General features: G+C 74.2%; 20 protein-coding genes. 15 read left to right on the forward strand and 5 right to left on the reverse strand.

Annotated elements, in window-relative coordinates; all coding sequences use genetic code 11:
- The first annotated feature begins 288 nt into the window (after positions 1-288).
- From ACTEI_RS15835 to ACTEI_RS15850, 5 genes are all read left to right on the forward strand, one after another.
- A complete protein-coding gene (locus ACTEI_RS15835) occupies positions 289-579 on the forward strand; it encodes a hypothetical protein (protein WP_122978370.1) in 291 nt (96 codons plus the stop codon).
- A 717-nt stretch (positions 580-1,296) separates the two neighbouring features.
- Entirely contained in the window at positions 1,297-2,517 is a 1,221-nt protein-coding gene (locus ACTEI_RS15840) for a sensor domain-containing phosphodiesterase (RefSeq protein WP_122978371.1), read from the forward strand.
- A gap of 139 nt (positions 2,518-2,656) precedes the next feature.
- Positions 2,657-3,364 carry a hypothetical protein gene (locus ACTEI_RS15845; protein ID WP_164465975.1) on the forward strand — a complete coding sequence of 236 codons (708 nt, stop codon included), beginning with the start codon at positions 2,657-2,659 and terminating at the stop codon, positions 3,362-3,364.
- 116 nt (positions 3,365-3,480) lie between these two features.
- On the forward strand, positions 3,481-3,639 hold the full coding sequence (locus ACTEI_RS36995; protein ID WP_164465976.1) for a hypothetical protein: 159 nt from the start codon (positions 3,481-3,483) through the stop codon (positions 3,637-3,639).
- Positions 3,640-3,720: 81 nt separating this feature from the next.
- Positions 3,721-4,698: an alpha/beta fold hydrolase gene (locus ACTEI_RS15850; protein WP_122978373.1), complete on the forward strand. Its 978-nt coding sequence runs from the start codon at positions 3,721-3,723 to the stop codon at positions 4,696-4,698.
- On the opposite strand, the gene ACTEI_RS15855 is transcribed toward ACTEI_RS15850, so the two are convergent.
- The 3 genes from ACTEI_RS15855 to ACTEI_RS15865 form a co-directional block, all read right to left on the reverse strand.
- Positions 4,598-6,106 (reverse strand): diguanylate cyclase, encoded by a 1,509-nt coding sequence (locus tag ACTEI_RS15855; RefSeq protein ID WP_122978374.1) that lies wholly within the window; start codon positions 6,104-6,106, stop codon positions 4,598-4,600. The genes ACTEI_RS15850 and ACTEI_RS15855 overlap by 101 nt on opposite strands.
- 246 nt (positions 6,107-6,352) lie before the next feature.
- Positions 6,353-10,045, reverse strand: coding sequence for an ATP-binding protein (locus ACTEI_RS15860; RefSeq protein ID WP_122978375.1), 3,693 nt, complete (start codon positions 10,043-10,045; stop codon positions 6,353-6,355).
- A gap of 158 nt (positions 10,046-10,203) precedes the next feature.
- The gene (locus ACTEI_RS15865; protein WP_122978376.1) at positions 10,204-12,318 is read right to left on the reverse strand and encodes a sensor histidine kinase; all 2,115 of its coding nucleotides are present in this window, start codon (positions 12,316-12,318) and stop codon (positions 10,204-10,206) included.
- A 926-nt stretch (positions 12,319-13,244) separates the two neighbouring features.
- Between ACTEI_RS15865 and ACTEI_RS15875 the strand changes: the two genes are divergently transcribed.
- From ACTEI_RS15875 to ACTEI_RS15895, 5 genes are all read left to right on the forward strand, one after another.
- Positions 13,245-13,826 carry an SRPBCC family protein gene (locus ACTEI_RS15875; protein WP_239082746.1) on the forward strand — a complete coding sequence of 194 codons (582 nt, stop codon included), beginning with the start codon at positions 13,245-13,247 and terminating at the stop codon, positions 13,824-13,826.
- Positions 13,827-14,232: 406 nt separating this feature from the next.
- Complete coding sequence (locus ACTEI_RS15880; RefSeq protein ID WP_164465977.1) at positions 14,233-14,997, forward strand: glycosyltransferase family 2 protein; 765 nt, start codon at positions 14,233-14,235, stop codon at positions 14,995-14,997.
- Between the two features lie 111 nt (positions 14,998-15,108).
- Positions 15,109-15,885, forward strand: a complete 777-nt coding sequence (locus ACTEI_RS15885; protein WP_122978380.1) for a hypothetical protein — start codon at positions 15,109-15,111, stop codon at positions 15,883-15,885.
- The gene (locus ACTEI_RS15890; protein WP_122978381.1) at positions 15,882-16,298 is read left to right on the forward strand and encodes a phage holin family protein; all 417 of its coding nucleotides are present in this window, start codon (positions 15,882-15,884) and stop codon (positions 16,296-16,298) included. The genes ACTEI_RS15885 and ACTEI_RS15890 overlap by 4 nt, the downstream gene beginning before the upstream one ends.
- The gene (locus ACTEI_RS15895) at positions 16,274-16,921 is read left to right on the forward strand and encodes a DUF3618 domain-containing protein (protein WP_122978382.1); all 648 of its coding nucleotides are present in this window, start codon (positions 16,274-16,276) and stop codon (positions 16,919-16,921) included. The genes ACTEI_RS15890 and ACTEI_RS15895 overlap by 25 nt, the downstream gene beginning before the upstream one ends.
- Positions 16,922-16,974: 53 nt before the next feature.
- Here the strand turns inward: ACTEI_RS15895 and ACTEI_RS15900 are convergent, their stop codons facing one another.
- A complete protein-coding gene (locus ACTEI_RS15900; protein ID WP_164465978.1) occupies positions 16,975-17,964 on the reverse strand; it encodes a sensor histidine kinase in 990 nt (329 codons plus the stop codon).
- 650 nt (positions 17,965-18,614) lie between these two features.
- Between ACTEI_RS15900 and ACTEI_RS15905 the strand changes: the two genes are divergently transcribed.
- Positions 18,615-20,207 (forward strand): sensor histidine kinase, encoded by a 1,593-nt coding sequence (locus ACTEI_RS15905; RefSeq protein WP_164465979.1) that lies wholly within the window; start codon positions 18,615-18,617, stop codon positions 20,205-20,207.
- Between the two features lie 65 nt (positions 20,208-20,272).
- Entirely contained in the window at positions 20,273-20,938 is a 666-nt protein-coding gene (locus tag ACTEI_RS15910; protein ID WP_122978385.1) for a VOC family protein, read from the forward strand.
- A 69-nt stretch (positions 20,939-21,007) separates the two neighbouring features.
- On the opposite strand, the gene ACTEI_RS15915 is transcribed toward ACTEI_RS15910, so the two are convergent.
- Positions 21,008-21,631 (reverse strand): hypothetical protein, encoded by a 624-nt coding sequence (locus tag ACTEI_RS15915; RefSeq protein WP_122978386.1) that lies wholly within the window; start codon positions 21,629-21,631, stop codon positions 21,008-21,010.
- Positions 21,632-21,777: 146 nt separating this feature from the next.
- Here ACTEI_RS15915 and ACTEI_RS15920 point away from each other — a divergent pair, with 146 nt between their 5' ends.
- The 3 genes from ACTEI_RS15920 (at position 21,778) to ACTEI_RS15930 (ending at position 25,294) form a co-directional block, all read left to right on the forward strand.
- Entirely contained in the window at positions 21,778-22,926 is a 1,149-nt protein-coding gene (locus ACTEI_RS15920) for a zinc-dependent alcohol dehydrogenase (RefSeq protein ID WP_122978387.1), read from the forward strand.
- 11 nt (positions 22,927-22,937) lie between these two features.
- A complete protein-coding gene (locus ACTEI_RS15925; protein ID WP_122978388.1) occupies positions 22,938-23,513 on the forward strand; it encodes a hypothetical protein in 576 nt (191 codons plus the stop codon).
- A 224-nt stretch (positions 23,514-23,737) separates the two neighbouring features.
- Positions 23,738-25,294: a ricin-type beta-trefoil lectin domain protein gene (locus ACTEI_RS15930; protein WP_239082736.1), complete on the forward strand. Its 1,557-nt coding sequence runs from the start codon at positions 23,738-23,740 to the stop codon at positions 25,292-25,294.
- The last annotated feature ends 58 nt before the right edge of the window (positions 25,295-25,352 follow it).

Genomic DNA, 25,352 nt, shown 5'->3' on the forward strand with positions numbered 1-25,352 from the left:
GCGAACCGGGGCGGTCCACGAGCTTCCCGGCGGCGCCCGGCCGCCTGCCGCCCCGCCGCCGGGACCGGTGACGGCCGCGGCGTTGCTCTCCCACCCGTCCGGTGCTGCGCGCGAATGTCACAGGAAGCACGCTTGGTGTGGATGCCGCGGCAGGGGTTGCTGGTCGTCGCCCTGCTGCGCAGCAGGCCGAAGCCATTCGGCTACGTCCCGTGATCCACAGTCCCATGACACCACTCGGGTGGCCTAGATCCATCGACGGATGTCGTCGGTAACGGTGTTTGGAAGGTATTGAACGCGCTCGACGACCTCGGCCTGTCGCCCGGCCGGGTCGGGCTGACGTTCACCGTCTACAGCGGCGCGGCGGTGGTCGCGGTGTTCACGAGCCAGGCGGTGATCAAGCGCTTGGGGGCGGCGAAGTCGGTGGCCCTGTTCGCGCCGATGGCGTCCATCGCCTTGCTGCTGATTCCGGCCGGGAAGTACTTCCTCCCGCTGGTGACACCGGTGGCCTACGAGGCGGCCTTCGGAGGGCGATCGCCTGGACCGCGGAGCAACCCCCGCACCTGGACATGGAAGCGCTGACGCTGCGGGCGGTCGGCGATCCCGGCTCGCACTGAGCCGTCCCGCGGGGTTCACCGTGCCGGAGTGACCGGCGGCCGGGCGATGCGAGTGCCGGGTCGTCGATCTCCCGGAACCGGTCACGTCCATCATCGGCACGTGCCGGACGAGATGCCCTCCAGGCGCCGGTTGCGCATCCGCCGGTGGCCCGGATCGGTCAGCGCCTCGCCGCCCGAGCCCACCGGACGGAACCCTCATGCGCCGCGCCGATCTCCCGAGCTGACCGCCCGTGGTGACCGCCCGGACGCGAGGAGGCATGGGCGTGGGCTCCGTACCCTGACCGTATGCCGGGCGGCGGCCGACCCGGTGTGCCGGGCCGCGCTGCTGGCCGGCGCGGGTTGGCTGGTCGGCTTCGCGGTGCTGCTCGGGCTGACCGCCGGCTCGGCGAGCGCCGCCCGGTTCGTCGGCGACATCGTCTATGCCGTCCCGGTCGTGGCCAGCGTGCTGACGCCGCGCTCGCGGTGCGCCGCTCGACCGGCGCGCAACGGCGGCTGTGCTGCTCACCGGCGCCTAGCTGATGGCCGCCGCCGACCGCGCGCTGTACCGCGCGAAGCGGGACGGCCGTGACCGGGTCGTCGGCCTGCCCGGCCCGGCGGCCACCCCGGCCGTGCGTGCTCAGCCGGCCGGTCCCGGTGCCGAAGAGGGGGAGGAGTCGCTGTCGTCGTTCGCGAGGAGACGCTGATGCCACCGCGGAGCGAGCGGGCGGAGCAGGTGGCCGACCTGCTGCGTACCGCCCGGCAGTCGCTCGGCCTGGGCCTGGCGTTCCTCAGCCGGATGGAGGGGCCGGTGCAGCACCTCGAGGTGATCGACTCGGTGCTGCCGCTGGAGGACGGGACGACCCAGCCGCGGGCCACCTCGTACTGCCAAGCGATCATGGATGGCGTCCTGCCGCCGGTCATCCCGGACGTCACCCGGTTTCCCGCGGCGATGCGGCTGCCGGCCACCGGACAGGGCGTCCGCAGCTACATCTCGGTGCCGGTGCAGCTGAGCGACGGCACCGTCTACGGCACGTTCTGCGGCGCCGGCTTCGAGCCCGACCCGCGGCTGGCCGACCGCGATCTGGCGCTGATGCGGGTGCTGGCGCACGCCGCCGCGCTGATCATCGAGCCGGACGTGCGGCAGCGGCGCCGTACCGCCGCGATCGAGGCCCGGCTGCGCCCGCTGCTGGCGCAGGACGGCCCGGTGGTGCTGCTGCAGCCGATCGTCGACCTGGCGACCGGCCGGCGGGTCGGGGCCGAGGCGCTCAGCCGGTTCCCGCACGAGTGGCACCAACCGCCGGACCAGGTGTTCGCCGACGCCGAGCTGATCGGCGAGCGGGAGAACCTGGAGCTGGCCGCCCTGCGGCGCGCCGCGGACCACCTGCCGGACGTCTCCGGCTACCTCGCCATGAACATCTCCCCGGCCACCCTGTTCGCCCCGGCCGGTGCGCGGCTGCTGTCCGGTATGCCGCTCGACCGGGTCGTGCTGGAGCTGTCCGAGCACGACCCGGTCCACGACTACGAGCGCCTGCGCGCGGTGCTGGCCCCGCTGCGGGCCGCCGGGATGCGCCTGGCCGTCGACGACGTCGGCGCCGGCTTCTCCTCGCTGCGGCACATCGTCGCCACCTCGCCGGACGTGATCAAACTGGATCGCAGCATCGTCGACGGGGTGTCCGGCGACGCGGTGCTCCCGGTGGTGGTGCACGCCCTGGTGGAGCTGGCCGGCGCGGTCGGCGCCACGGTCGTCGCCGAGGGTGTGGAGACCGCGGCGGACGCGGCGGCGCTGGCCGGTCTGGGCGTCGGGCTCGGCCAGGGCTGGCATTTCGACCGGGCGGTCCCGGCCGCGGACCTGCGCGACGGGTACGTCCTGGCCCCGGAGGCGGGTCCGGCGCCGCACGCTCCGCGGGGCGGCCGGGGCGCCTGACGCGGCCGGGTCCGCCGACGGCCGACCCGCGACCTTCGCCAGAAACATCTGACCGAGGCCGGCGCAATCGTGTGAAAGGCGGCCATTCGGGTACCCCTCTGCTTCGTCAGCCTGACCGGCTTCTGGAGGGAGCAGGGCGATGACGCCACCATCCACGCAGCTGCCAACCGGCACCCGAGAGCCGTTGGCCGAAGCACTCGTCACCCTTGCCGAGACTCCGGACGACGTACCCGGTATCGCGCCGCACCTGCGCGGGATCGCCCAGCTGACCGTCGATCGGATCGCCGCGGTCGACTACGCGGCGGTCACCACCGCGCCGGACGGCAGCTGCGCCGTCGCGGCCAGCGGTGAGCTGGTGACCGCGGTCGAGGACGCCTCCGGCGCCGGCGACCCGGTCCCGCCGCCCCGCGCCGCCGGCAGCGGCGACGCGCCGCCGACGATGACCTGGCCCGGTTTCCCGCAGGACGCGGCGGGCATGGGGTTGCGGTCGGTCTCGATGCCCCTGTACGCCGGGAGCGGCGCCCGGATCGCCACGCTCCAGCTGTACGGCCGGGACGCGGCGGAGATGTCCGTCCTGAGCGCCGCGATCCAAGCCGCCGAGAACCCGGACCTGCCCTGGCCCCCCGAAGGCGACGACCGGCAGCCGCTGGACGCGGGCGTCGAGGAACTCGCCGTCGGCTACGCGGAGGCGCTGTCCGTACGCGCCACGATCCAGTTGGCCCTGACGCTGCTCGAACGCTCCGGCGGGCCGGGCGCCTACCCGCGGCTGCGCCTGCGCGCCGCCGAGGACGGCGTCCTGCTGCTGACCGCCGCGACCACCATCGTCAGCCGTGGCCTCGGCGGCTGACCGCCGGATCCGCAGCAGCTCGCACCTGGCCACCGCAGGCCCATCCCCGCGCCGGGGTTGAGCGGGCCGGCCGGTGGGTACAGAGGCGGTCATCGTGATCGAGAACGGGGGCCGCCATGCGCGCTTTGATTTACACCGTCGGCGTCGCCGCGCTCGTGCTGATCGTCCTCGGGCTGGTGATCAAGGCGGTGAAGTGGCTGCTGATCATCGGGCTGATCGCCCTCGTCGCGGCCGTGGCGCTGGGTGTGATCAAGGGCCGGCGCGCGCTGCGCTGAGCGCCGTCTCCGGCGAGGCCCGCACCGGACCGGTCGCGGCCGGACTTCCCGGCACGGCCCCCGGGCCGGTCCACTGAACGGATGCCGCCTGCCGCCCGCCCGATCGAGATGGACGACGGCGCGCGGCTGCGCACCTGGACCACCGGCGCGCACACCGGCCGCGGCCTTCCACTGGTGCTGCTGCACGGCGGCCCCGGGCTCGCCGACCATCTCGCCCCGGTCGCCGCGCTCGTCGACGACCTGTGCCCGGCCCACCGCTACGACCAGCGCGGCACCGGTGGATCGGGCTGGGCGGGCACCCACACCATCGCCCGTCACGTGCGGGACCTGGCGTCGCTGCTGGACGCGTGGGGCCACCGGCGGGTGATCCTGGCCGGACACTCGTACGGATCCCAGCTGGCCGGCTACTTCCTGCTGGCGCACCCGGAGCGGGTGGCCGGGCTGATCGGCATCGCGCCGTTCCTGGAGCCGTGGCGGGCAGCCGACCGGGCGGCGCAGCGCGCCCGGCGCACCGCCGCGCAGCAGGCCAGGCTGGTGGAGCTGGAGAAACGGGCGGCGCGCGGCGAGGCCGAGGAGATCGAGTACCTCACCCTGTCGTGGTTCACCGACCACGCCGACCCGGACCGGGCGTGGGAGTGGGCGCTCGCGTCGGCCCGCGCCCTGCGGCCGGTCAACTCCCCGATGAACAGCCAGCTCAACGCCGCGACCAGGGCCGACCCGCTGGACGCGCACGTGGACGAGCTCGCGGCGCGGCTACCGCCCGGCTCGATGATCGTCGGCGGGTCCGGCGACAGCCGCCCGGCCGACGCCCTGCGGCGCACCGGCGCGCGCCTGGGCTGCGCGGTGGTCATCGTGCGAGCGACGCGTTTTCGCCCGGCCGGCCGCCCGGTCGGTGTCCCGGCTGCGCGAGCACGTGCTGGCCAGACGCCGCCGTACCGGTGGCGGCGGGCGGCCACCCTCAGCAGGGCGCCGGGAGGGCGTGCCGCTGCTGCTTGTCGCGGTACATGGCCTCGTCGGCGCGGTGGATCAGGTCGCCGATGTCGGTGGCCGGGTCGGTGACCGCGGCGACGCCCAGGCTGGCGGTGACCCGGATGTCGCCGAGCAGGACGTCGGTGATGCCGCGGACCCGGCTGGCCCAGCCGTGCCGGTCGGCGGCGGCCGGCAGCACCGCGGCGATGACGAACTCGTCGCCGCCGAGCCGTCCGCGCAGGTCCTCGGCACGGCCGACGGCCTGCAACCGCTCGCCGAACAGGCGCAGCACCTCGTCGCCGACCGCGTGGCCGTAGGTGTCGTTGACCGGCTTGAACCCGTCCAGGTCCAGGAAGGCCACCATCAGCGTGCGGTCGTCGCCGCGCAGGCGGGGCAGCGCCGCGGTCATCCAGCGGGTGATCCCGGCCCGGTTGGCCAGCCCGGTCAGCGGGTCACGCTCCGCGCTGTCGCGCAGGATCTCGACGCGCTGTTGCAGGTCCCTCGCCCGGCTGGTGGCGGCCAGGTGCGCGGCCTCGCGCGCCAGCTGCTCGGCGATCAGCCCGGCCACGCCGCGTACCACCGACTCCGCGCGGCCGTCGAGCGGCACGTCGGCGCGGCTGCCCCCGCACAGCGTGCCGATCAACCGGCCCTCGTGGTCGCGGACGGGCACGCTGACCCAGGTGTTGACGCCGGCCTGGCGGGCCACCGCACAGTCGGCCCAGCGCTCCTGGACGTCCGTGACACACGCGCCGCCGCCGCCGATCGTGCGCCGGCACAGCGACGCCGGCCAGGACACCGAGGTGCCCTCGGCGAAACCCAGGTCGGCGGTCTCGTCGGCGTACGTCACGACCAGCTCGTCGGTGGCCTCGTCGTGCAGGGTGAGATAGGTGGCCTCCAGGCCGGTGGCCTGCTGCATCAGCCGCAGCAGCGGGCGCGTCACGGCCTCCAGGTCCGCGGTGGCCAGGGACCGGGCGCCCGGCGGTGCGGCCGGATCGCCCGGTTCCGTGTCACGCACGTCGCCGAGCAGGTCGGCGACGTGCCCGGCGACCGCGCGCAGGATGTTCTCGTCGCGGGCGCCCAGCCCCGGCGCCGGCGCGGTGGAGGCGACGCACACCGCTCCGGCCACCCGGCCGCCGAGGCGCAGCGGGACGCTCGCGTAGCCGCGGATGCCGAACGCCCCGGTGTGCGGGTGCGAGGCGATCAGCGGGTGCCGCCGTGCGTCGGCGACCAGCGGTTCCAACCGCCCGGTGGCGACCAGGTGGCACAGCGTCTCGGCGACCGGATGGGCGGTCCCGGCCGGCAGCACCGGCCCGTGCGGCACCGACCGCGAGTGGGTCACGACCCGGTCGTCGCCGCGGAACACGCTGACGTAGGAGACCTGCATGCCGAGCTGTTCGAGCAGCAGTGCCAGCGCCCGGTCGACGCGCTCCGCGACGGAGCCGCCACCGGCACGCAGCACCTCGGTCAGCGCCTGCGGCGCCGCTGCAGCACTCGTCATGTCCGGTGCTTCGGCAGCCACACCGGGAACCTGACCCGCACGCGCGGCAAACCACCGTTCTGCACCCCGCCGGACGATTCCCCTCCCGGTACGACCTCCCGGCCCCCGCGGCCGACCCGCCGGGAGGCGCCGCTGCCACCGGGTGTCACGGCGGGCGCCGCGCGGCGGACGCACGGGGCTGGGCGGGTCGCCTGCGGGCGGGGCCACGAGGTCGTATCTTCTCGGGGTTTGCGCCGGGACCAGGCGTCACGTGGCCGAACCCGGTGGCGGGGCGGCCCACCGGCGTTCGATGGTGACCAGGGTGCCGGTGGCGGTCGTGACCAGCCGGACGTCGCCGTAGGCGTTCATCAGGATCGCGCCGCGCCCGCGGTCGCGGGCCGGTGGCCGGGCCCGCCAGCCGCCGAAGTCCTGCACCTCGATGCGGACGAGCCCGCCGGTGACCAGCAGCCGGACCCGGATCTCCGGGCGGCTGGGCCGCTGCGCGTGCTCGACCGCGTTGTTGATCGCCTCGGTGGCGGCGACCTGCAGGTCGTAGAGCAGATCCGGGTCCATCGCGTCGCCGCGCAGCGCGGCCTTCAGGTCGCGGCGTGCCGCGCCGGCGGCCCCCGGGTCCACCGGGTAGGTCCATGTCACGTCGAGTTCCGGCAGGTCGCCCGCGGCGGCGGCCGGCTCCGGCCGCCGCCGGATCGCGGCGACCGCGACGTCGCCGGCGTCCGGGGCGGGCTCGTCGGCCAGGACCGCGTCGACCAGGCTGCTGACCGGGGCCGACGCGGCGAGCTGGGCGTCGCAGTGGCGCGCGAGCCGCGGCCCGGCGCCCGCCGCCGCGGTGCAGAACAGCAGCTGCCCGCCGGGCGCGAGGAGGATCTCGCCGGTGCGGTACGGGCCCGGCGCCGGCCCCGCCGTGGGCAGGGTCCGGGCCGGCTCACCCGGCGCCGCGTGCACCGGTCCGGGATGGCCGGCGCCGCACCAGGTGAACCGGCCGGTCGCCGGGTCGGCGACGCCCACCAGCAGCGCCACGCGTCCGTCCGGCCGGTCCAGGACGGTGGCCAGCCGGTCGGCGATCCGCGCCGGGTCCAGGCCCGCCGCGGCGTACGCCCGGACCGCCCCGCGGATCTGTCCCGCCGCCAGCACCGGGTCCAAGCCGTGCCCGGGCACCGTGCCGAGGCTGATCAGCAGCCGGCCATCGGCGGTCCGGGCAATGTCGTACCAGCCGCCGGCCGCCCCGGACCGCGCCGGCCGGTACCCGGCGTGCACGTCCCACCCGTCCAGCGTGGGCAGCTCCTCCGGCAGCAGGCCGCGGTGCAGGCCGAGCGCCAGCTGCCGGTCGTGGTCGGGCCGCCACACGCCGTGCGCCAGCGAGCCGAGCAGCTCGGCGGTCGACGCCAGGACCGCCCGCGAGGGCCCGGCCGCCCCGGCCACCACGGAGACAGCGCCGATCCGGGCGCCGTCCCGGGTACGGATCTCCGCCTCGATCGTGGCGGCGTCGCCCGGGCTCGTGGCGGCGTCGCCCGGGCTCGTGGCGGCGTCGCCCGGGCCCGCGGTGGGGTCGGGCGGCGCGTGGAACCGCAGCGGCGGGCGGTGGCCGGCGCCGTCCAGCACGGTCACCGCCGCGACGCCGCCCAGCAGCGCCCGCACCCGCTCGGTGGCCGCCTGGAAGGCGTCGCGCAGCGCCTGCCCGGAGGCGATCACGTCGGCGGTGTCGGCCGGCGGCAGCGGCTGGCGGACGTGCGCGGCCCGCACGCCGGCCAGCTTCAGCGTGGTGCGGATGCGGGCGATCAGCTGGTCGGCGCTGAACGGCTTGACGACGTAGTCGTCGGCCCCGGCGGTGAGTCCCTCCACCCCGGACTCGTGCCCGGCCCGCGCCGAGAGCATCACCACCGGCAGACTGCGGGTGGCCTCGTCCTCGCGCAGCGCCCGGACCAGGGCGAACCCGTCCAGGCGGGGCATCATCACGTCGGTGAGCAGCAGGTCCGGCCGGTGCCGGCGGATCGCCTGCAGCGCGGCCTCGCCGTCGGCCGCGGTCTCCACTCGCCAGCCCTGCGCGGTGAGCAGCCGGGACAGGTACTGGCGCATGTCCCGGTTGTCGTCGGCGACCAGGATGCGGATCCCGGCCGGGTCCGCCGGCGCGTCGGCCCGCTCGTCGCCGGTGCCGGCGGTCCAGCCGGTGGTCACGCTGGCGACCGCGCGGGCGTCGGCCAGCTGCTCCGGCGCGGTCGGCAGCGCCGGCGCCCCGGTCGCCTCCACCGCCGCCCAGGGCAGCGCCACGGTGAACGTGGAGCCCTTCCCCGGCACGCTGCGGACCTCGACGTCCCCGCCCTGCAGCCGGGCCAGTTCACGGACCAGGGCCAGGCCGATCCCGGTGCCCTCGTGGCTGCGCGAGCGCGCGCCGCGCACCCGGTGGAACCGGTCGAAGAGCCGGGGAAGTTCGTCCTGGTCGATACCGATGCCGGTGTCCGACACCGACAGCCGGATGGTGCTCGCGTCGGACTCCAGGCCGACCCGGATCTCCCCGACGAAGGTGAACTTCAGCGCGTTGGACAGCAGATTCGTGACGATCTTCTCCCAGTGCCCGGGATCCACCGCCACCGGGCCCGGCAGCGGCGGGCAGTCGACCACCAGGCGCAGCCCGGTGCGCTCCACCGCGGCCCGGAACACCCCGGCCAGCTCCGCGGTGAACCCGGCCAGGTCGAGCGCGCGCGGCGCCGTCCGGGCCTGCCCGGTGCCGATGCTGGAGAACGTGAGCAGCTCGTTCACCAGGGTGAGCAGCCGGCCGGCGTTGCGCCACGCGGTGTCGACGCGCTCGCGCTGCGCCGCGCCCAGCGGCTCGGCCCGGTCGGCCAGCGCGTCGGCCAGCGGCCCCAGCATCAGGGTCAGCGGCGTACGCAGCTCGTGGCTCACGTTGGTGAAGAAGTCGGTCTTCACCCGGTCCAGCTCGGCCAGCGCCGCCGCCCGGTCACGCTCCTCCTGGTACGCCTGCGCGTTGCGGACGGCCACCGCGACCTGCTGGGCCAGCAGGTGCAGGAACGACCGGTACGTCTCGTCCAGCGCCCGAGCCGGGCTCAGCCCGGTGAGCAGCACCCCGACCGGCTGCGACAGGTCCGCCGAGGGCAGCGGCCGGGCCACCGCGGTCCGCACCGGGTCGTGCCAGGGCCCGCCCGTGATGGTCAGCCGCTCGGCCACGTCGGCCATCGCGGCGGTGCTGCCACCGGCCGCCGCCCGCAGGTGCCACGGGTCGTCACCGGTCGCGCCGAGCACGACCTCCGGCGGCAGCGCGGACGCGTCGGCGCCGACCACCGCGCAGCGCCGCAGGACCGGCCCGTCGCGCAGGTAGACCGCGGCGAACGGCACGTCCAGCGGATGCTCCCCGATCACCTGGCACAGCCGGGCGCAGGTCTGCCGCACCCCGGCGGGACCGTCCCCGGCGGGGACCGCCAGGTCGCGCAGCAGCCGCAGCCGACGCTCCCCGACCACCTGCTCGGTGACCTCGCTGCACACGGTCAGCACGCCGACCGTGGCGCCCCGGTCGTCGCGGGCGGGCGCGTGCGAGACGCTGAAGTACGCCTCCTCGCGGTACCCGGCCCGGTCGAGCAGCAGCTGCAACGCCGGCACCCAGCTGGCCACGCCGGTGGCCATCGCCTCGGCGATCAGCGGGCGCAGCACGTCCCAGCCCTCGGCCAGGGTGATCCGCACGTCCAGGCCGAGCGCGGCCGGGTGCTTGGCGCCGATCAGCGCGGAGTACGCGTCGTTGTAGAGCTGGGTCAGGTCCGGGCCCCACAGCAGCAGCATCGGGTACCGGGAGGACAGCACGATCCGTACCGCGCTGCGCAGGCTGTGCGGCCAGTCCCGCACCGGGCCCAGTTTCGTGGCGGCCCAGTCCAGGCCGGCCATCAGACGTCCGGTCTCGCCCCCCGCGGCGAAGACGTCATCCGGTGATGTCATGAAGTTCGTTCACTGCTCGATCCACCCGCCCGTCCCGACCGGGTCCATGCTCCCCGGTCCCCGAGGAGCCGTACCCAGAAGAGGGACTCTTGCACATCACCGCCCCACCCTGGCGCGTCAGGGGGCCGATGCACCACCGTGGTGGGACCGCCCGCGGGTCAGCGGCGGGTGTCGCGCAGCGCCGGGGTCGTCGCGGCCCGGACGGTGGCGCCGCCGGGGTGCGGCTGCCGGAGGGCGGGCAGGCGCACGGTGAAGGTGGTGGTGCGGTCGCCGGCCGAGCTGAACCCGATGGTGCCGCCGTGCTGCTCGACGATCGCCCGGGCCAGGCTCAGGCCCAGCCCGGAGCCCGGGACGCCGCGACGGCGGGCCTCCTCGCCGCGGTAGAACATGTCGAACAGGCGGTCGTGTTCGTCGGCACGGATCTCCGGGCCGGTGTCGCACACCGACAGTGCGGCGACGCCGTGTTCCACGCGCAGCTCGACGCGCACCGGCGAGTCGTCGTCGGCCCAGGTCAGGGCGTTGGCGAGGAGTTCGTCGAGGACCTGGCGCAGCCGTGCGGGGTCGCCGGCGATACGGGCCGAGCCGGGGATGTCGGTGCGGATGGGGTGGGCGTCCTCGCGGTCGCGGGCGTGTTCGACGGCCTCGCGGGCCACGGCGGCCAGGTCCATGGGTTGCGGGCGTACGTCGAGGTGTCCGGCGCGCAGGGCGGCCACGTCCAGGAGTTTGAGGATGACCGCGCGCAGGCTGGCGGCGTTGCGCTGCATGACGGTGAGCATGTCGCGCTGGTCCCCGCTGAGGTCCGGTTCGTCGAGCAGCAGGTCGGTGTAGGCCTGGATGCTGGTCAGCGGGGTGCGGATCTCGTGCCCGGCCAGGGCGATGTACTGCTCGTGGGCGCGGTCCAGGTCGGCGGCGAGGCGTTCGGCGCGGCGGCGTACCAGGAACTCGCTCAGCAACGGCGCGATCCCGGTGACCACCTCGCTGCGGACGTCGTCCGGCAGCTCGATCGTCTCGCTGTAGCAGACCAGCACGCCGAGCACATGCGGGCCGGTCGGCACCGGCACCGCCAGCGCGGTGTGCAGCGAACCCCAGTCACCGCTGTCGCGGGTGACCTCGTCGGTGTGCAGATCGGCGACCCACACCGACTGGCTGTGCCGCCACGCCCGGCCGGGCAGGTCCTGACCGCAGCCGAGCACGTCGGGGAGCCGCAGCGGCGCCTGCTGTGCCGGGTCGGCCCACCGGCTGACGCGGCGCAGCACCTGCCCCCGCTCGTCGCAGCTCCAGAACTCGACCACGTCCCAGCCGATCAGCGAGCCGATCAGCTCCACGGCGTGGCCGAGAACCTCCGCTTCGGCGTCCGCTTCGGCGATCACCCGGACGATCGCCAGCTCGCACTCCTGGAAACGGGCGACCCGGCGCGTCACCGTGAGGTCGTGGACGGCCACCACCGCGGCCACCCCGGGCGCGCCGACGACCGGCCGGCTGTGCACCCGGAAGAACCGTTGCGGCTGGCCGGGGAAGCGGCGCACGACCTCGGCGTCGCGGACCCGTTCGCCGCGCAGGGCCCGCAGCAGCGGCAGCTCCGTGTCGATCGGCCGGCCGTCGGCGTGGTACAGGTGCAGCCGCTGCCCCCACTCGCTGGCGGGCATCTCGGCGATCCTGGGGCCGATCAGCTCCCGGGCGGTGTCGTTGAAGACCACCGGGTGCCCCTCGTCGTCGCTGCCGACGACCGCCACCTCCAGGCTGTCCACCACCGCCTGCAGCGCCTCGTGCTCGCGTTGCAGGCTGCGCCGGGCGAAGACCTCGGCCTCCATCTGCTCGGTGCGCACCCGCAGCTCGCTGGCCAGCTGCGCCAGCTCGGTGCCGCCCTGGCGGGCCCGTACGTAGGCGGTGACGTCCTCGGTGCGGTGCACGATCCAGCGCAGCCGCCCGTCCGGGTCGAAGACCGGCGCGTTCACCGGCGCCCAGTAGCGGACGTCGAAGCCGCCGCCGGGCAGCGGGATGTCGTACTTCTGGATCTCCATCACGTCGACGACCCGCTCGCGCAGCACCCGGCGCAGCGAGGCGCCCCACCGGGTCACGCCGCTGGCGCCCGGGTCCTCCGGGTTGTCCGGGAAGGCCTCGAACACCGGTCGGCCGACCAGCTCCTGCCGGGTCCGTGCGGTGGCCGCGAGGTACGCGTCGTTCGCCTCGGCGATCACCAGGTCCGGGTCGAGGACCACGAACGCGGTCGGGGCGCTGCGGAACAACGCCTGGTAGTCGATCGACTCGGACATATCGTCCACCCGTTCACCCTATCCGTGCCCGGCCGGGAGCAGCGGGGTTACCGGCAACGCTCCGGCCTCGCCGGATCGATCGTCCGCCGAGCGGTACCGGAGCGGATCGGCCTGGTCGTGCTCGAGCGCCGCGGGGCAGGCGCCCCCCATCCCACACACCCGGCCGAGGGCGATCCCGGTCTCGGCCTGCCCGCGGACGTCGGGCGCCTGCCGGGGTGAGAGGCCGTGCAGGTCGACGAAGAGCCGGCCGTCCGGGAGGTGGCCCGCGACGTGGTGGGCGAGCCGGATGCCCCAGGCTCGTCCTGCCGACCCCGGCGGTGCCGGTGACCAGCACCGTCGTCGAGCCGCGGCCGGGTGTGGCGCTCAGGCACGCACCGGGTGCTGCTCAGTTCCGTGTCGCGGCCGACGAACCGGCCGGGTCCGGTGGGAGCATCCGGGGCCGGGTCGTCGCGCACCGCGCGCCGGCGGCGGGACTGCCTCGGCCGGGCCGGCCGGCGCCGAGCAGCTTCTCGGCGTAGTTGCGGACACCGGTCCGGGGGTGGTCAGGTCCCGGTGCCGGTCACCGGGGGGGCGGCGCGCCGTGGCCGGGCGCGGATCGTCCGGCGAGCCGGTGTCGTGCGGCCCGGCCGGGACTCGCCGCGGGCGCCGTCAGCGCGGCGAGCTGTCCGCCGCCACGTGTGTCCGGACCGGACAGGTCCGATGAGGAGCGGCGCCGGCGTCACCTGACGAAGCTGCCCCCGCGGTCTCGTGGCACGCTCGGCCGGACCGGGCCGGCCTCGGTCAACCCGGTCCTGGACCGGCTGCCATCACGGGAATCGAGGTAGCCGTAGAGCCCGCGGAGCCGATCGGCTCCCGGCGGACAGGCGGCTGCCTCATCGGGAACACCGATGTCGTCGGGACCCAACACCCCGGGGCACGAACTCGGCATGACGGTACTGCCCGGAGGAGCCCCGCAAGCTCCGATGACGTCAGAGGGCAGGGGAGAAGGCGACGTCGCTGAGGGCGACGGCTCGGACCCGACGCTGATCGACCTCTATGATCACCTCGTGGCTCGGACAGACTCGGCTTCCCGGGTGATCGCGGCTCCGCTCGACCGCGTCTACGCGGCCCTCGTCGACCCCGAGGCGCTGACCACCTGGTTGCCGCCCGACGGCATGAGCGGCCGATTCGAGCGGTTCGACGCGTCGCCGGGCGGGTCCTACCGGCTGGTGCTGACCTATGCCGACGCCTCGGCCGCGCCGGGCAAGACCTCCGCGGACACAGACGTCGTCGAGGCCCGGTTCGTCGACATCGTTCCTCAGGTACGCGTGGTACAAGCCGTCGATTTCGTCTCCGACGACCCGGCCCAGGCCGGCACCATGACGATGACCTGGGAGGTCACGGCGGTGGAGCACGGCACACGCGTGGAGTTGCGGGCGGAGAACGTTCCGGCCGGCATCTCCGCCGCCGACCACGCTGCCGGTCTGAGCTCCTCGCTCGCCAACCTCGCGAGGCATCTCGAGGTGTGACCTCCCGCCGGGCACGGCTTGATCGATCTCACCGGCAGGAGAGCCGTCCCCGGCAGATCACCTCTGCAGACCCGTGCTGGAGCAGCCATCCGGCCAGCGGTGACGCGTCGAGCGGTCGGGCCGGGCGGCGCGGTGATCGTGTCCTCGTGCGACCGCGAGGTCGTCGACGCCGGGCACCCGCGTCGCGCCCAGGGACGGGTCGAAGAGTCCGCCGGCCTGTCGTGTCCGGCCCCACCCCGGACGCTGCGCCGGCCGGCCGGCGCGCTGTCCGACGATCACGCCGACCGGGTTGCACCACTGTCGGGGGACTCCACTGCGGAGGCTCGCGTACCGCGCCGGTGATTGGCGGTGGGACGTGCCCGGGTATAGGGAGCGCACCCGTCGGGCGACAGTGAGGACACCGCAGGTGAGCGAGCACCACCCGTACCCGCAGGCAGTGGTCCTGCTGCCGGTCTTCCGTCCCGGGCCGTCGCTGCGCGACCTGGTCGCCGCGCTGTGCGCCGACGGCTGCGACCGGATCGTGGTCGTCGCCGACGGCGGCGGCCCGGCCGCCGAGCCGGTGCTGGCCGGGCTCGGCCCGTTCGGGTGCACGGTGCTGCGGCACCCGGTCAATCTCGGCAAGGGCGCCGCCCTCAAGACCGGCTTCCGGCACGCGATGACCGCGCATCCGGGCCTGGACGTGGTCGCCGCCGACTCCGACGGCCAGCACCGGGCCGCCGACATCCGCCGGGTCGCCGAGCGGACCGGCCGCGGACGTATCGTCCTCGGCGTCCGCGCGTTCGACCGGATGCCGCCGCGCAGCCGGTTCGGCAACACCGTGACCCGGACGCTGTTCCGGACCGTCACCGGCCGCGACGTCTCCGACACCCAGACCGGTTTGCGTGGCTATCCGGCCGCGCTGCTGGAAAGTCTCTGCGCGGTGCCCGGAGACCGTTTCGAGTACGAGATGAATGTGCTGCTCGAGGCGGCCCGCAGCGGGGCGGAGATCGAGGAGGTGGAAATCCCGGCGACCTATCTCGACGGAAACGCCTCGTCGCATTTCGGGGCCGTGGCCGACTCGGTGCGCGTCTACCGTCCGCTGGTGCGTTACGCGGCCACGTCGCTGCTCAACCGCCGCGCTGCCGACGAATCGCTTTCCCGGAAAAGCCATTCCCACCCGCCCGCGCAGTGAAACACCACACGTGGCCGATGCGATCGATTCGTCATTTCCGGAAAAGCGGGATTGAGCGCCGCCGGTGAGGGAATGCTGCTCGCCGGAACGGACATCTGATGAGGAGGCAACGTGAGCGAGCTATCGACTGGCGCCTACCCGCCGGGCGGCGTCTCCGGTGACGGTGCGTCGAAGGCCCGGCAGGTGGCGGAGCAGGGTAAGCAGGTTGCGGCTCAGGCGGCCTCGGAGGTTACCGGGACCGTGGCCGAGCAGGCGCACCGGGTGGGTGCGCAGGCGCGGACGCAGGCTCGTGACCTGGCCGGTGAGGTGCGCGACAAGCTGGGCGAGCAGGCTCGGTCGCAGCATGAGCGGTTGGTCGGTGGGATCCGGCAGACCGCGGATTCTCTGGATGAGATGCGGGGGGATCGGCCGGACAGTCCGGCGGCGCTGGTGGTGTCGCGGGTGGCCGACGGTGGCCGGCAGTTGGCGGATTATCTGGATCGTCATGGTCCGGAGGGTGTGCTGGCGGAGGTGCAGGATTTCGCGCGGCGGCGGCCGGGCGCGTTCCTGGCGACCGCGTTGGCGGCGGGTTTCGTGGTGGGGCGTCTCGGCAAGAGCGTCGCCAAGGCGGAGCCGGCCCCGGGTGCGGGCAAGCCTGCCTCGGACAGTTTCACCTCGGGTCACGCCCCGGCGGCGCGGCCGGAGCCGCTCCACACCCCGCCGGTGCGCAGCGCCGACTACCCGGCCGCGACCGGAGCGGAGACGACCGTCCCGCTCGGCGGCTACCCCGGTGCCGATCATCCGGCCGCGACCGGAGCGGAGACGACCGTCCCGCTCGGCGGCTACCCCGGTGCCGCGACCGGCGTCGGCGACGACTACTCGATCACCGGGCGGGAGCCGCGGCCATGACCACCTCGTATCAGGACCACCGATCCGGGCAGGTCGAGCAGACCTCGATCGGTGAGTTGATCGGCAATATCAGTGATGATCTGTCGCAGTTGTTCCGCCAGGAGGTGGAGCTGGCCAAGGCGGAGATCAAGCAGGAGGCGGCCAAGGCCGGCAAGGCCGCCGGGATGCTCGGCGGGGCCGGGTTCGCCGGCTACCTGGCCGTGGTGCTGCTCAGCTTCGCCGCGGTCTTCGGCCTGGACGCGATCATGCCGCTGGGTTGGGCCGCGTTGATCGTCGCGGTCGTGTGGGCGGTCATCGGCGCGGTGTTGTACGCCAGCGGCAGGAAGAAGTTGAAGACCGTGGACCCGATGCCGCGGCGGACCGTCGACACGCTCAAGGAGGATGCGCGATGGCTGAAGAACCCGACCAGCTGAGGCGGCGGATCGAGCAGACCCGGGCGTCGCTGACCCGGGATGTGGATCTGCTCGCTGAGAAGACGAGCCCGGGCAGGGTGGCGAAGCGGCGGTGGACGGCGGTGAAGGAGAAGGTCATGGGCAGCACCGAGCATGCGCGGTACGTCGCGGCGGACACCACCTCCTCGGCGGTGAGCGCCGTGCAGGACAGGGCCTCCTCGGCCGCGGGGACCGTGCAGGAGAAGGCGGGCCGGTTCGGCGACGCGGCGAGCGCGAAGGCCCACGACGCGGTCGGGGCGGTGCGCGGTGCGCCGCAGGCGGTGGCCACGCAGACGCAGGGCAACCCGCTCGCGGCCGGCATCATCGCGTTCGGCGTGGGGCTGCTGGCCTCCTCGCTGCTGCCGGTCACCGAGGCCGAGCGGCGGGCCGGGGCGCAGCTCAAGGAGCACAGCGGTGACCTGGTCGACGGGGTCAAGGACGTCGCCGGTGAGCTCAAGGACGAGCTGTCCGGCAGCGTCGAGCACGCCGTCACGCAGGTCAAGGAGACCGCCCGGGACGCCGCGCAGACCGCCAAGGACCAGGCGAAGACCTCCGCGCACGAGGCCACCGACCAGACCCGCAACGCCGCGCACCACGCGTCCTGACCGTTCCTCTGGCCCCGGCGCCGCCGGCTCGGCGCCGGGCGGGGGAGCGGCGGCTACGGCTGCATGATGTGCCGGGGGAAGTACAACCGGACCGAGGTGCAGCCGGGCCGGGCGGACACCGTCACCACGTCGGCCAGCTGGCGGGCCAGCCACAGCCCGCGCCCGCCGGCGACCGACGCCAGCGGATCCGGCCGGTGGTACCCGGCGGCGGCGGGGATCGCACCGCTTCCGGCGTCGTCGCACTGCGCGACCAGGGTGTCGGCGTGCGCCCAGGCGCGGAGCCGGACCGGGGCGCCGCCGTGGCGCAGCCCGTTGGTCGCCACCTCGATCACCGCCACCAGGATGTCCTCGGTGGCCTCCGTGCCGAAACCGTGCGTGCCGGCCCAGACGCCCAGAACCGACCGCACCGCGCTCAGGTCGGCGACGTCGTGCAGCGTGATGTCGTGCGCGACCTGAGCGGGCGGTGGCGGCATCGGCGGCTCCGGGCGCTCGGCCAGGTATCGCTCCGGGGGCAGATAATGCGGCCAGGGCGCCGGGCCGGACGCGGTCAGCACGTGCGGATGCGCGTCCCGGACACTGTCGATGACGCTGTCCCGATGCCGGCGGCTGTCCCACACGCACGTCACCGCGGACGGGCCGAAGGCGTACGTCTCGTTGCAGACCGACTCGTACGCCAGGTACGCGGCGGCCCGGTCGGCGCCCGAGCCGGGGCACACGTCACCGGCCACCGCCGGCTCGGCGATCACGTGCACCCGCTGGCCGGCGCGGTGCCGGTCGGCGAGATAGCGGCGGAACCGGTCGTACGCCGACCCGAGCCGTTGGTAGAACGCGCCCGGATCGGCCCAGCTCACCGCCGTGGCCACGCCGGGGTCCCGCTCGGTCAGCAGCGCCCGGGTGCGGTCGCCGACGACCAGCAGCACCTCGTCGTAGGCCGCCGCCGAGCGGCGCAGCTCCGGCGCCAGCACGGCGCGCAGGTCAGCGTCGTCGCTGACCACCAGCGCGGCGTGGATGAAGCCCGTGGTGTCCGGAACGGTGGTCACCACGGGGGCGTCCCGACCGTCGCGCGCGGTGCGCCAATTGACATGATCAACAACTTCCGAGCTTCGTGAACACACATCCGGCGGTTCATGGACATCGGTACCCCGGTGACCGGGTGATACACCGGATGGGCTGCACCGACCTCATCGGTCCCGGCGCCCGGCGCGCTGCTCGGCCTTCCGTCCCCGGCCGTGATGGCCCCGCGCGCGCCGCCGCGCCGTGGTGTCCGGGCCGGGCGCGCCCGGCGACGTGGAGCCGATCCTCGACCACCACCGGCTGTTCCGCGGTGTCGCGCATCGTCGCGGCGGTGCGCTCATGCGGTGCTCCTCGTCGTCGGCACCCGGCCGGCGGGTGAGTGGTCTGGGGCTCCGCTGGCCGCACCGGCCGGAACCCTGAGTACCTGCCCGGCCCGGCGATGAGCGCAAACCACCCGAACGGCCGACATCTGGCGTCCGAAAGGCTGAGTCGTGTCGCCGGGGCTCTTTCCGGCCGTCCCTGCCGGCCGGGCCGCGGAAGCCGCGATGTGCGGGTTTGCCGGGAGCGCCCCCGCCCCGCGGCGATACGGTGGGGAGGACAGCCCCCTCGTCGGGCGGGAACCCCCCGGGCACGACACGCCGAGCGCATCGGGGGTTCCATGCCGTCACCAACCGTAAGGGTGACCTGCGGCGAAGCGGGCCTGCACGAGGTGCCCGCCGTGCTGACCGCGGCCCTGGAGGCGTACTTCGCCTTCGATCGCCACGGCCGGGTGCTGGCGTGGAACCCGGCCGCCGAGACCACGTTCGGTTACACCCACGCGCAGGCCTGCGGGCGGCAGATCGAGGACCTGATCGTCCGGCCGCAGTCCCGGCCGGCCGGACGCGCCGAACTGGCCGCCCTGGCCGCCGGGCAGAGCGGGCACAGCCTGGGGCGGCGCCTGCAGTGGTTCGTCCGGCACGCCGACGGCCACGAGTTCCCGGTGGAGATGACGCTGACCTCGACCGACGAGCCCACCGGGCGCATCTTCCACGCCTTCGCGCACGACGTCACCAGCGCCCACCGCGCCAGCCGGTTCGCCGCGGTGGAGACGGCGGTGGCCCGGGGCCTGGCCGAGGCAGCCTCCAGCGACACCGCCGGCGCGCACGTCGTCACCGCACTCGGCGCGCACCTGGACTGGCCGGTGGTCGAGCTGTGGCTCGTCGACGAGCAACGGCAGCTGCTGACCTGTGCCGCCCGCTACGCGAGGAGCGGCCTGCGGCTGGGCGACTTCGTCCTCGACGAGCTCGAATGCGGCACCGGCCTGCCCGGCCGGGTCTGCGCCGAGGCCACCACGTGCTGGGTTTCCGACCTGCAGACCAGCCCCGGGTACCTGCGCGCCCGCGCCGCCGGCCGGATCGGCCTGCATGTGGCCATCGGGGTGCCGCTGTGCAACGGCGTACACACCCTCGGCGCGCTGTGCGTCTTCGGTGACCGGGTCGAGGAACCCGAGGAGACGCTGCTGAGCCTGCTCGGCGGGCTGGCCGCCCAGCTCGGGCAGTACCTGGAACGGCGCCGTGCCGAGGAGCTCGCCATCGAACTGGCCCGCACCAAGGACGAGTTCCTGGCCATGGTGACCCACGAGCTGCGCAACCCGGTGGCCACCATCGCGGCGGCCGCCACGCTGCTGCAGGAGGAGCTCGCCGAACTGAACCTGGAGCAGCCGCTGCGGTCGCTGCAGGCGATCACCCGGAACGCCGAACGCCTGTCGGTGATGGCCGAGGACCTGCTCGACCTGGCCCGCCTGGAGTCCGGGCACCTGGCCATCCAGCCCACCGACACCGACCTGGCCGCCATCATCGGCCAGGCGGTGGAGAACGCCGGGCCGGCCGCCCAGGCCAAGCAGCTGACCCTCACCGTGCGCCTGCCCCGGCGGCTGGACCTGCACGGCGACCCGGTCCGGCTGCGCCAGGTCGCCGACAACCTGCTCGGCAACGCCATCAAGTACACCCCGGCGGGCGGCGCGGTCACCGTCACCGCCGGCCTGGACGACACCGGGCAGACGGTCACCTGGACCGTGGCCGACACCGGCATCGGCATCCCGGCCGCCGAACGTCCGCGCCTGTTCCGCCGGTTCTACCGGGCCTCCACCGCGCTGCAGCAACGCATCCCCGGCACCGGCCTGGGCCTGGTCATCAGCCGCACGATCATCGAACGCCACCGGGGAACCATCGCGCTGGCCGACCACACCGGGCCCGGCACGACGTTCCTCGTCCGGCTGCCCGCCACGACGTAGACACACGGTCAGGTGACGGAGTGTCATCGATCCCGGGACGACAAGATCCGGTATCTTCGCCGCCCATGAGACCTCAGGTGACCGCTGCCGTACCGGTGTGTTACGTCGTGAACCTCGAGTCGAGCCGGCGTTTCTACGGGTTCTTCGGCTACACCGAGGCGCGTTCCGGCGGCGAGGGCGACGCCCGCTGGTCGTACCTGCAGTGCGCCGCGCACGCCCTGCTGCTGGCGTGCGTGCAGCCGCCGCTGATCCGGGCCGAGCTGCCCCTGCTGATCTACCTCTACGTCGACGACCTGGCCGCGGTGCGGGCCGTGCTGGACGCGGCGGGCCACCCGTACGAGCCGGCCGGGCGTCCGGAGCACGCGCCCGGCGGCGAGCTGCGGCTCACCGATCCGGACGGCAACGTCGTGCTCGTGGGCCAGCGGGGCGCGGGAGCGTCCGGGGCGGGCGTGCAGCCGGCCGGGCCGGACGCCCGGTTCTCGCTGTTGCGGCAGGCGGCGGAGGCGGTCAGGCGGCGCGGCGGGGCGCCCGCGACGTGCCAGATCGGCGCCCCGGACGGCAGCGGCTGCACCCGCGCCGCGGAGCTGAAACTCGCCGACACCTGGGGCGACACGGTCTGGGGGTGCACCCTGCACGCGGAGGAGGCGCTGATCAGCGCCCCCAGTTCGTTCATCGCCGCGGAGGAGGACGACGGGCTCGGCCGATGGCTGCGGGACCGGCGCCGGGCGTGAGGCCACGCCGGCCGGTTCACCACCCGGATGAAGGCCGCCGGGCCGCAGGCGCTGATCGCCGCGGGCTGATCAGGCGGCCAGCTCCAGCACGTACGACTCACCGGCACGCTGGAAGCCGAGCCGGTCGTAGTACGGCGACCGCATGCCGGGCGGGGTGATCACGGTGCGGCACCCGCGGTCGATGAAGTAGCGGCTGCGCCGGAAGACGAACTCGCCGGGCGTGAAGTCCCGGTACCGCTCGGTGACGTAGTCCAGCTCGACCTGCGCCACCCCGTTGCCGGCCATGTGGAACACCACCACGCCGGTCACCTCGTCGGCGTTCACCACCAGGAACGCCGCGGCGTCGTGGCGGCTCAGCCCGTCGGCGGTGAAGTTCGGGTTGAACCGGACGATGTCATCGTGGTGGGTGCGCAGGATGTGCCCGAGGAACTCGTCGTCGGTGCGCACCTCCACGACCTGGTACGCCTTGTCGTCGTGCCGGGTCGACAGCATCCGCGCCAGGTACCAGATGTTGATGACCGCCAGCACGACGTTGAGCCCCACCATCGGCCAGACGCCGAGGGCCGCGTTGAAGCCGATGAGCACCAGACAGCCGACCAGGTTGAGCGCGCGCAGGCGCAGCAGCCGGTTTTGCAAAAGGGACCAGACGAGCAGGGCCGAGCCGGCCCATCCGATCAGATCGAGCAGTTCCACGCGGTCAGCCTAGATCGTCGCCGGAACGGGCCGGCAGGCAACGCCGCAGGTAGGGCGTTCCCCACCGGGGTGTCCGGTTTGCCGCCGGCGCCGGCGGGTAGCCACTGACCCGGCGGGCGCGCGCCGGCCGGTGTGGGAGGGCGCTGATGCGAGCGATGGTGTACCGCGGTCCGTACCGCGTGCGGGTCGAGGAGAAGGACCGTCCGGCGATCGAACATCCCAACGACGCGATCGTACGGGTGACCCGGGCCGCCATCTGCGGTTCGGATCTGCACCTGTACCACGGGATGATGCCGGACACCCGGGTCGGCACGACCTTCGGTCACGAGTTCGTCGGCGTGGTCGACGAGGTCGGGTCCTCGGTGGAGCGGCTCAAGCCGGGCGACCGGGTGATGGTCCCGTTCAACATCTTCTGCGGCACCTGTTTCTTCTGCGCCCGCGGCATGTACGCCAACTGCCACAACGTCAACCCGAACGCCACCGCGGTCGGCGGCATCTACGGTTACTCGCACACCACCGGCGGCTACGACGGCGGTCAGGCCGAGTTCGTGCGGGTGCCGTTCGCCGACGTCGGGCCGACCGTGATCCCGGACTGGCTGGACGAGGACGACGCGGTGCTGCTCACCGACGCCCTGGCGACCGGCTACTTCGGGGCGCAGCTGGGCGACATCGCCGAGGGGGACGTGGTGGTGGTCTTCGGCGCCGGTCCGGTGGGTCTGTACGCCGCCAAGTCGGCCTGGCTGATGGGCGCCGGCCGGGTGATCGTCATCGACCACCTGGAGTACCGGCTGGCCAAGGCGCGCTCGTTCGCGCACGCCGAGACGTACGACTTCACCGAGTACGACGACATCGTCGTGCACCTGAAGAAGATCACCGACCATCTGGGCGCGGACGTGGCGATCGACGCGGTCGGCGCGGAGGCGGACGGCAACCTGCTGCAGCACGTGACGTCCGCGAAGCTCAAGTTGCAGGGCGGCTCCCCGGTCGCGTTGAACTGGGCCATCGACGCGGTCCGCAAGGGCGGCACGGTCTCGGTGATGGGCGCCTACGGGCCGATGTTCAGCGCGGTCAAGTTCGGCGACGCGGTGAACAAGGGGCTGACCCTGCGGATGAACCAGTGCCCGGTCAAACGGCAGTGGCCGCGGCTGTTCGAGCACATCCGCAACGGCTACCTCAAGCCCAGCGAGATCGTCACGCACCGGATCCCGCTGGAGCACATCGCCGAGGCGTACCACCTGTTCTCGGCGAAGCTCGACGGCTGCATCAAGCCGCTCATCGTCCCGAACGCCGCGTAGGGAAGGACACCATGGCGTACACGCCGGACAAGCCCAAGCTGACCGAGACCGTCGAGGAACTGCGCGCCCGCATCCCGGGCTGGGGCGCCGACCTGGACCCGAAGGACCGGCCGTCGGTGCCCCGGGAGGTCTTCGACCCGGAGTTCAGCGGCGCGCACTGGGAGTTTCCCGAACGGCAGCCGGAGAAGTGGCCGCGCGAACGGTCGATCGAGCACAAGTTCCTCACCCCGGTCTTCGGCACCTCCTGCCCGCCGCGCGGCCTGTCCGGCGCGATCCGCCGGCACTCGTACGCCCGGTACAGCGAGGGCCGGGCCGCGCACTGGCTGCTGCTGCTCGCCGCCGACCGGGTGGACGTGGTGGAGAGCCGGATGCGTGCGCTGCTGAGCGGGCGCCCGGACCGCCTGATCGCGGAGACCGGGGTGCGCGCCGAGCTGCCCGGCCGCGGGTTGCGGTCACGGGTCGGCCGCACCCGCGCGGACATGGCGCACCACCCGCTGGACCCGGTGGTGGTGGCCGCGCCGTGGATCGTCGGGGCGGGGATCGCGTACGCCGTCGTGCGCCGCCTCGCCGGGCGCGGCACGCGCTGACGGCCGCCCGGTGACCGCCGGACCGGGCGGTCACCGGGCCCGGCCGCGGCCGCGCGTATCCGCCCCCGGCCACGATGCCGCTCGATGCGGGGCGGCCGTGACGTCGATCCCTTAAGTTTCTTGACAGATGTGACGGTATCGATAACGCTGACCGGTGAGAGCGCTCTCCCGTCCCCCCTTCCCCCCGGACAGCGCGCACACCCTGCGTGCGGAGTAGGACGTCGATGCCACGCCCGTTCCGCTATGCGCCCCTGCTCGGCGCGATCACCCTCGCCGCGCTCGGCGCCACCCCGTCGCCCGCCCCGGCGGCGGCTCCGGCCGCCCCGGCGCAGCCCGGCACGAGCCCGGCGGCCGGCGCCGCCGCGCCCGGCCTGCCGCCCGGCATGGTCGCCGCGATGCGGCGCGACCTGAAACTCACCGACACCCAGATCGCCGAACGGCTGGCCGTCGAGGCCGCCGCCCCGGTCGTCGAGAAACGACTGCGTCAGCGCCTCGGCGCCCGGTTCGCCGGCGCGTGGATCCCCACCGGCGCCACCCGGCTCAGCGTCGCCGTGACCAGCGCCGCGGACGCCGCCGCGGTGCGCCGTGAGGGCGCCGTCCCGGTCGTCGTCGAACGTTCCGAGAGCGCGCTGGCCGCGGACCGGGCGAGACTCGACCGCAACGGCGCGCGGGCCGGCCGGGACATCCGCGCCTGGTACGTCGACGCGGCGGCCAACCGTCTGGTGATCGAGGCCGCCCCCGGCGCGGAGGCCGCGGCGCGGCGGTTCGCGCAGCGCAGCGGCGTCGGCGCGGTCACCGTCCGGACCGAGGCCGAGGCGCCCCGCCCGATGTACGACACCCGCGGCGGCGACCAGTACGTCATCAACGGCAACACGCTGTGCTCGGTCGGCTTCGCGGTGGCCGGCGGCTTCGTCACGGCCGGCCACTGCGGTGGCGCCGGCAGCACCACGCTCGGCGTCAACAACCAGCCGCAGGGCACGTTCGCCGGCTCGTCGTTCCCGGGCAACGACTACGCCTGGGTCCGTACCAACGGCAACTGGGTCTCCCAGCCCTGGGTGAACAACCACGCCGGCGGCAACGTGCTGGTGGCCGGGTCGCAGGAGGCCGCCGTCGGCAGCTCGATCTGCCGCTCCGGGCGGACCACCGGCTGGCGGTGCGGCACCCTGCTCGGCAAGAACGAGACGATCAACTACGCGCAGGGCGCGGTCTCCGGGCTCAGCCGCAGCAACGCCTGCGCCCAGCCGGGCGACTCCGGCGGCTCCTGGATCTCCGGCAACCAGGCGCAGGGCGTCACCTCGGGCGGCACCGGCGACTGCACCTCCGGCGGGACCATGTGGTTCCAGCCGGTCAACGAGATCCTCCAGGTGTACGGCCTGTCGCTGACCACCACCGGGTCATCCGGCTCGGCGATCGTCAGCAACTGGAACAACAGGTGCCTGGACGTGCCCGACGGCAATTTCTCCGACGGTGTCCCGGTGCAGATGTGGACGTGCAACGGCTCCGCCGCGCAGCGGTGGAACGCGGTCAACGGCGCCCTGCAGACCGGCAACAACAAGTGCCTGGACGTGCCGTGGGGCTCCACCGCCAGCGGCGTGATCATCCAGATCGCCAACTGCAGCGGCAACCCGGCCCAGCAGTGGGTGCTCAGCGCCGCCGGTGACCTGGTCAACCCGCAGGCGAACAAGTGCCTGGACATCAAGGACTGGAACGGCGAGGACCGCGCCCAGCTGCAGCTGTGGGACTGCGCGGGCACCCTGAACCAGAAGTGGCGCCGCGGCTGAGGCGCGGCGTGCCCCGTGGCCGGGACCGGGGACACGTTCCCCGGTTCCCGGCCGGCGC

Source organism: Actinoplanes teichomyceticus ATCC 31121 (assembly GCF_003711105.1).
GTDB classification, from domain to species: Bacteria; Actinomycetota; Actinomycetes; order Mycobacteriales; family Micromonosporaceae; genus Actinoplanes; species Actinoplanes teichomyceticus.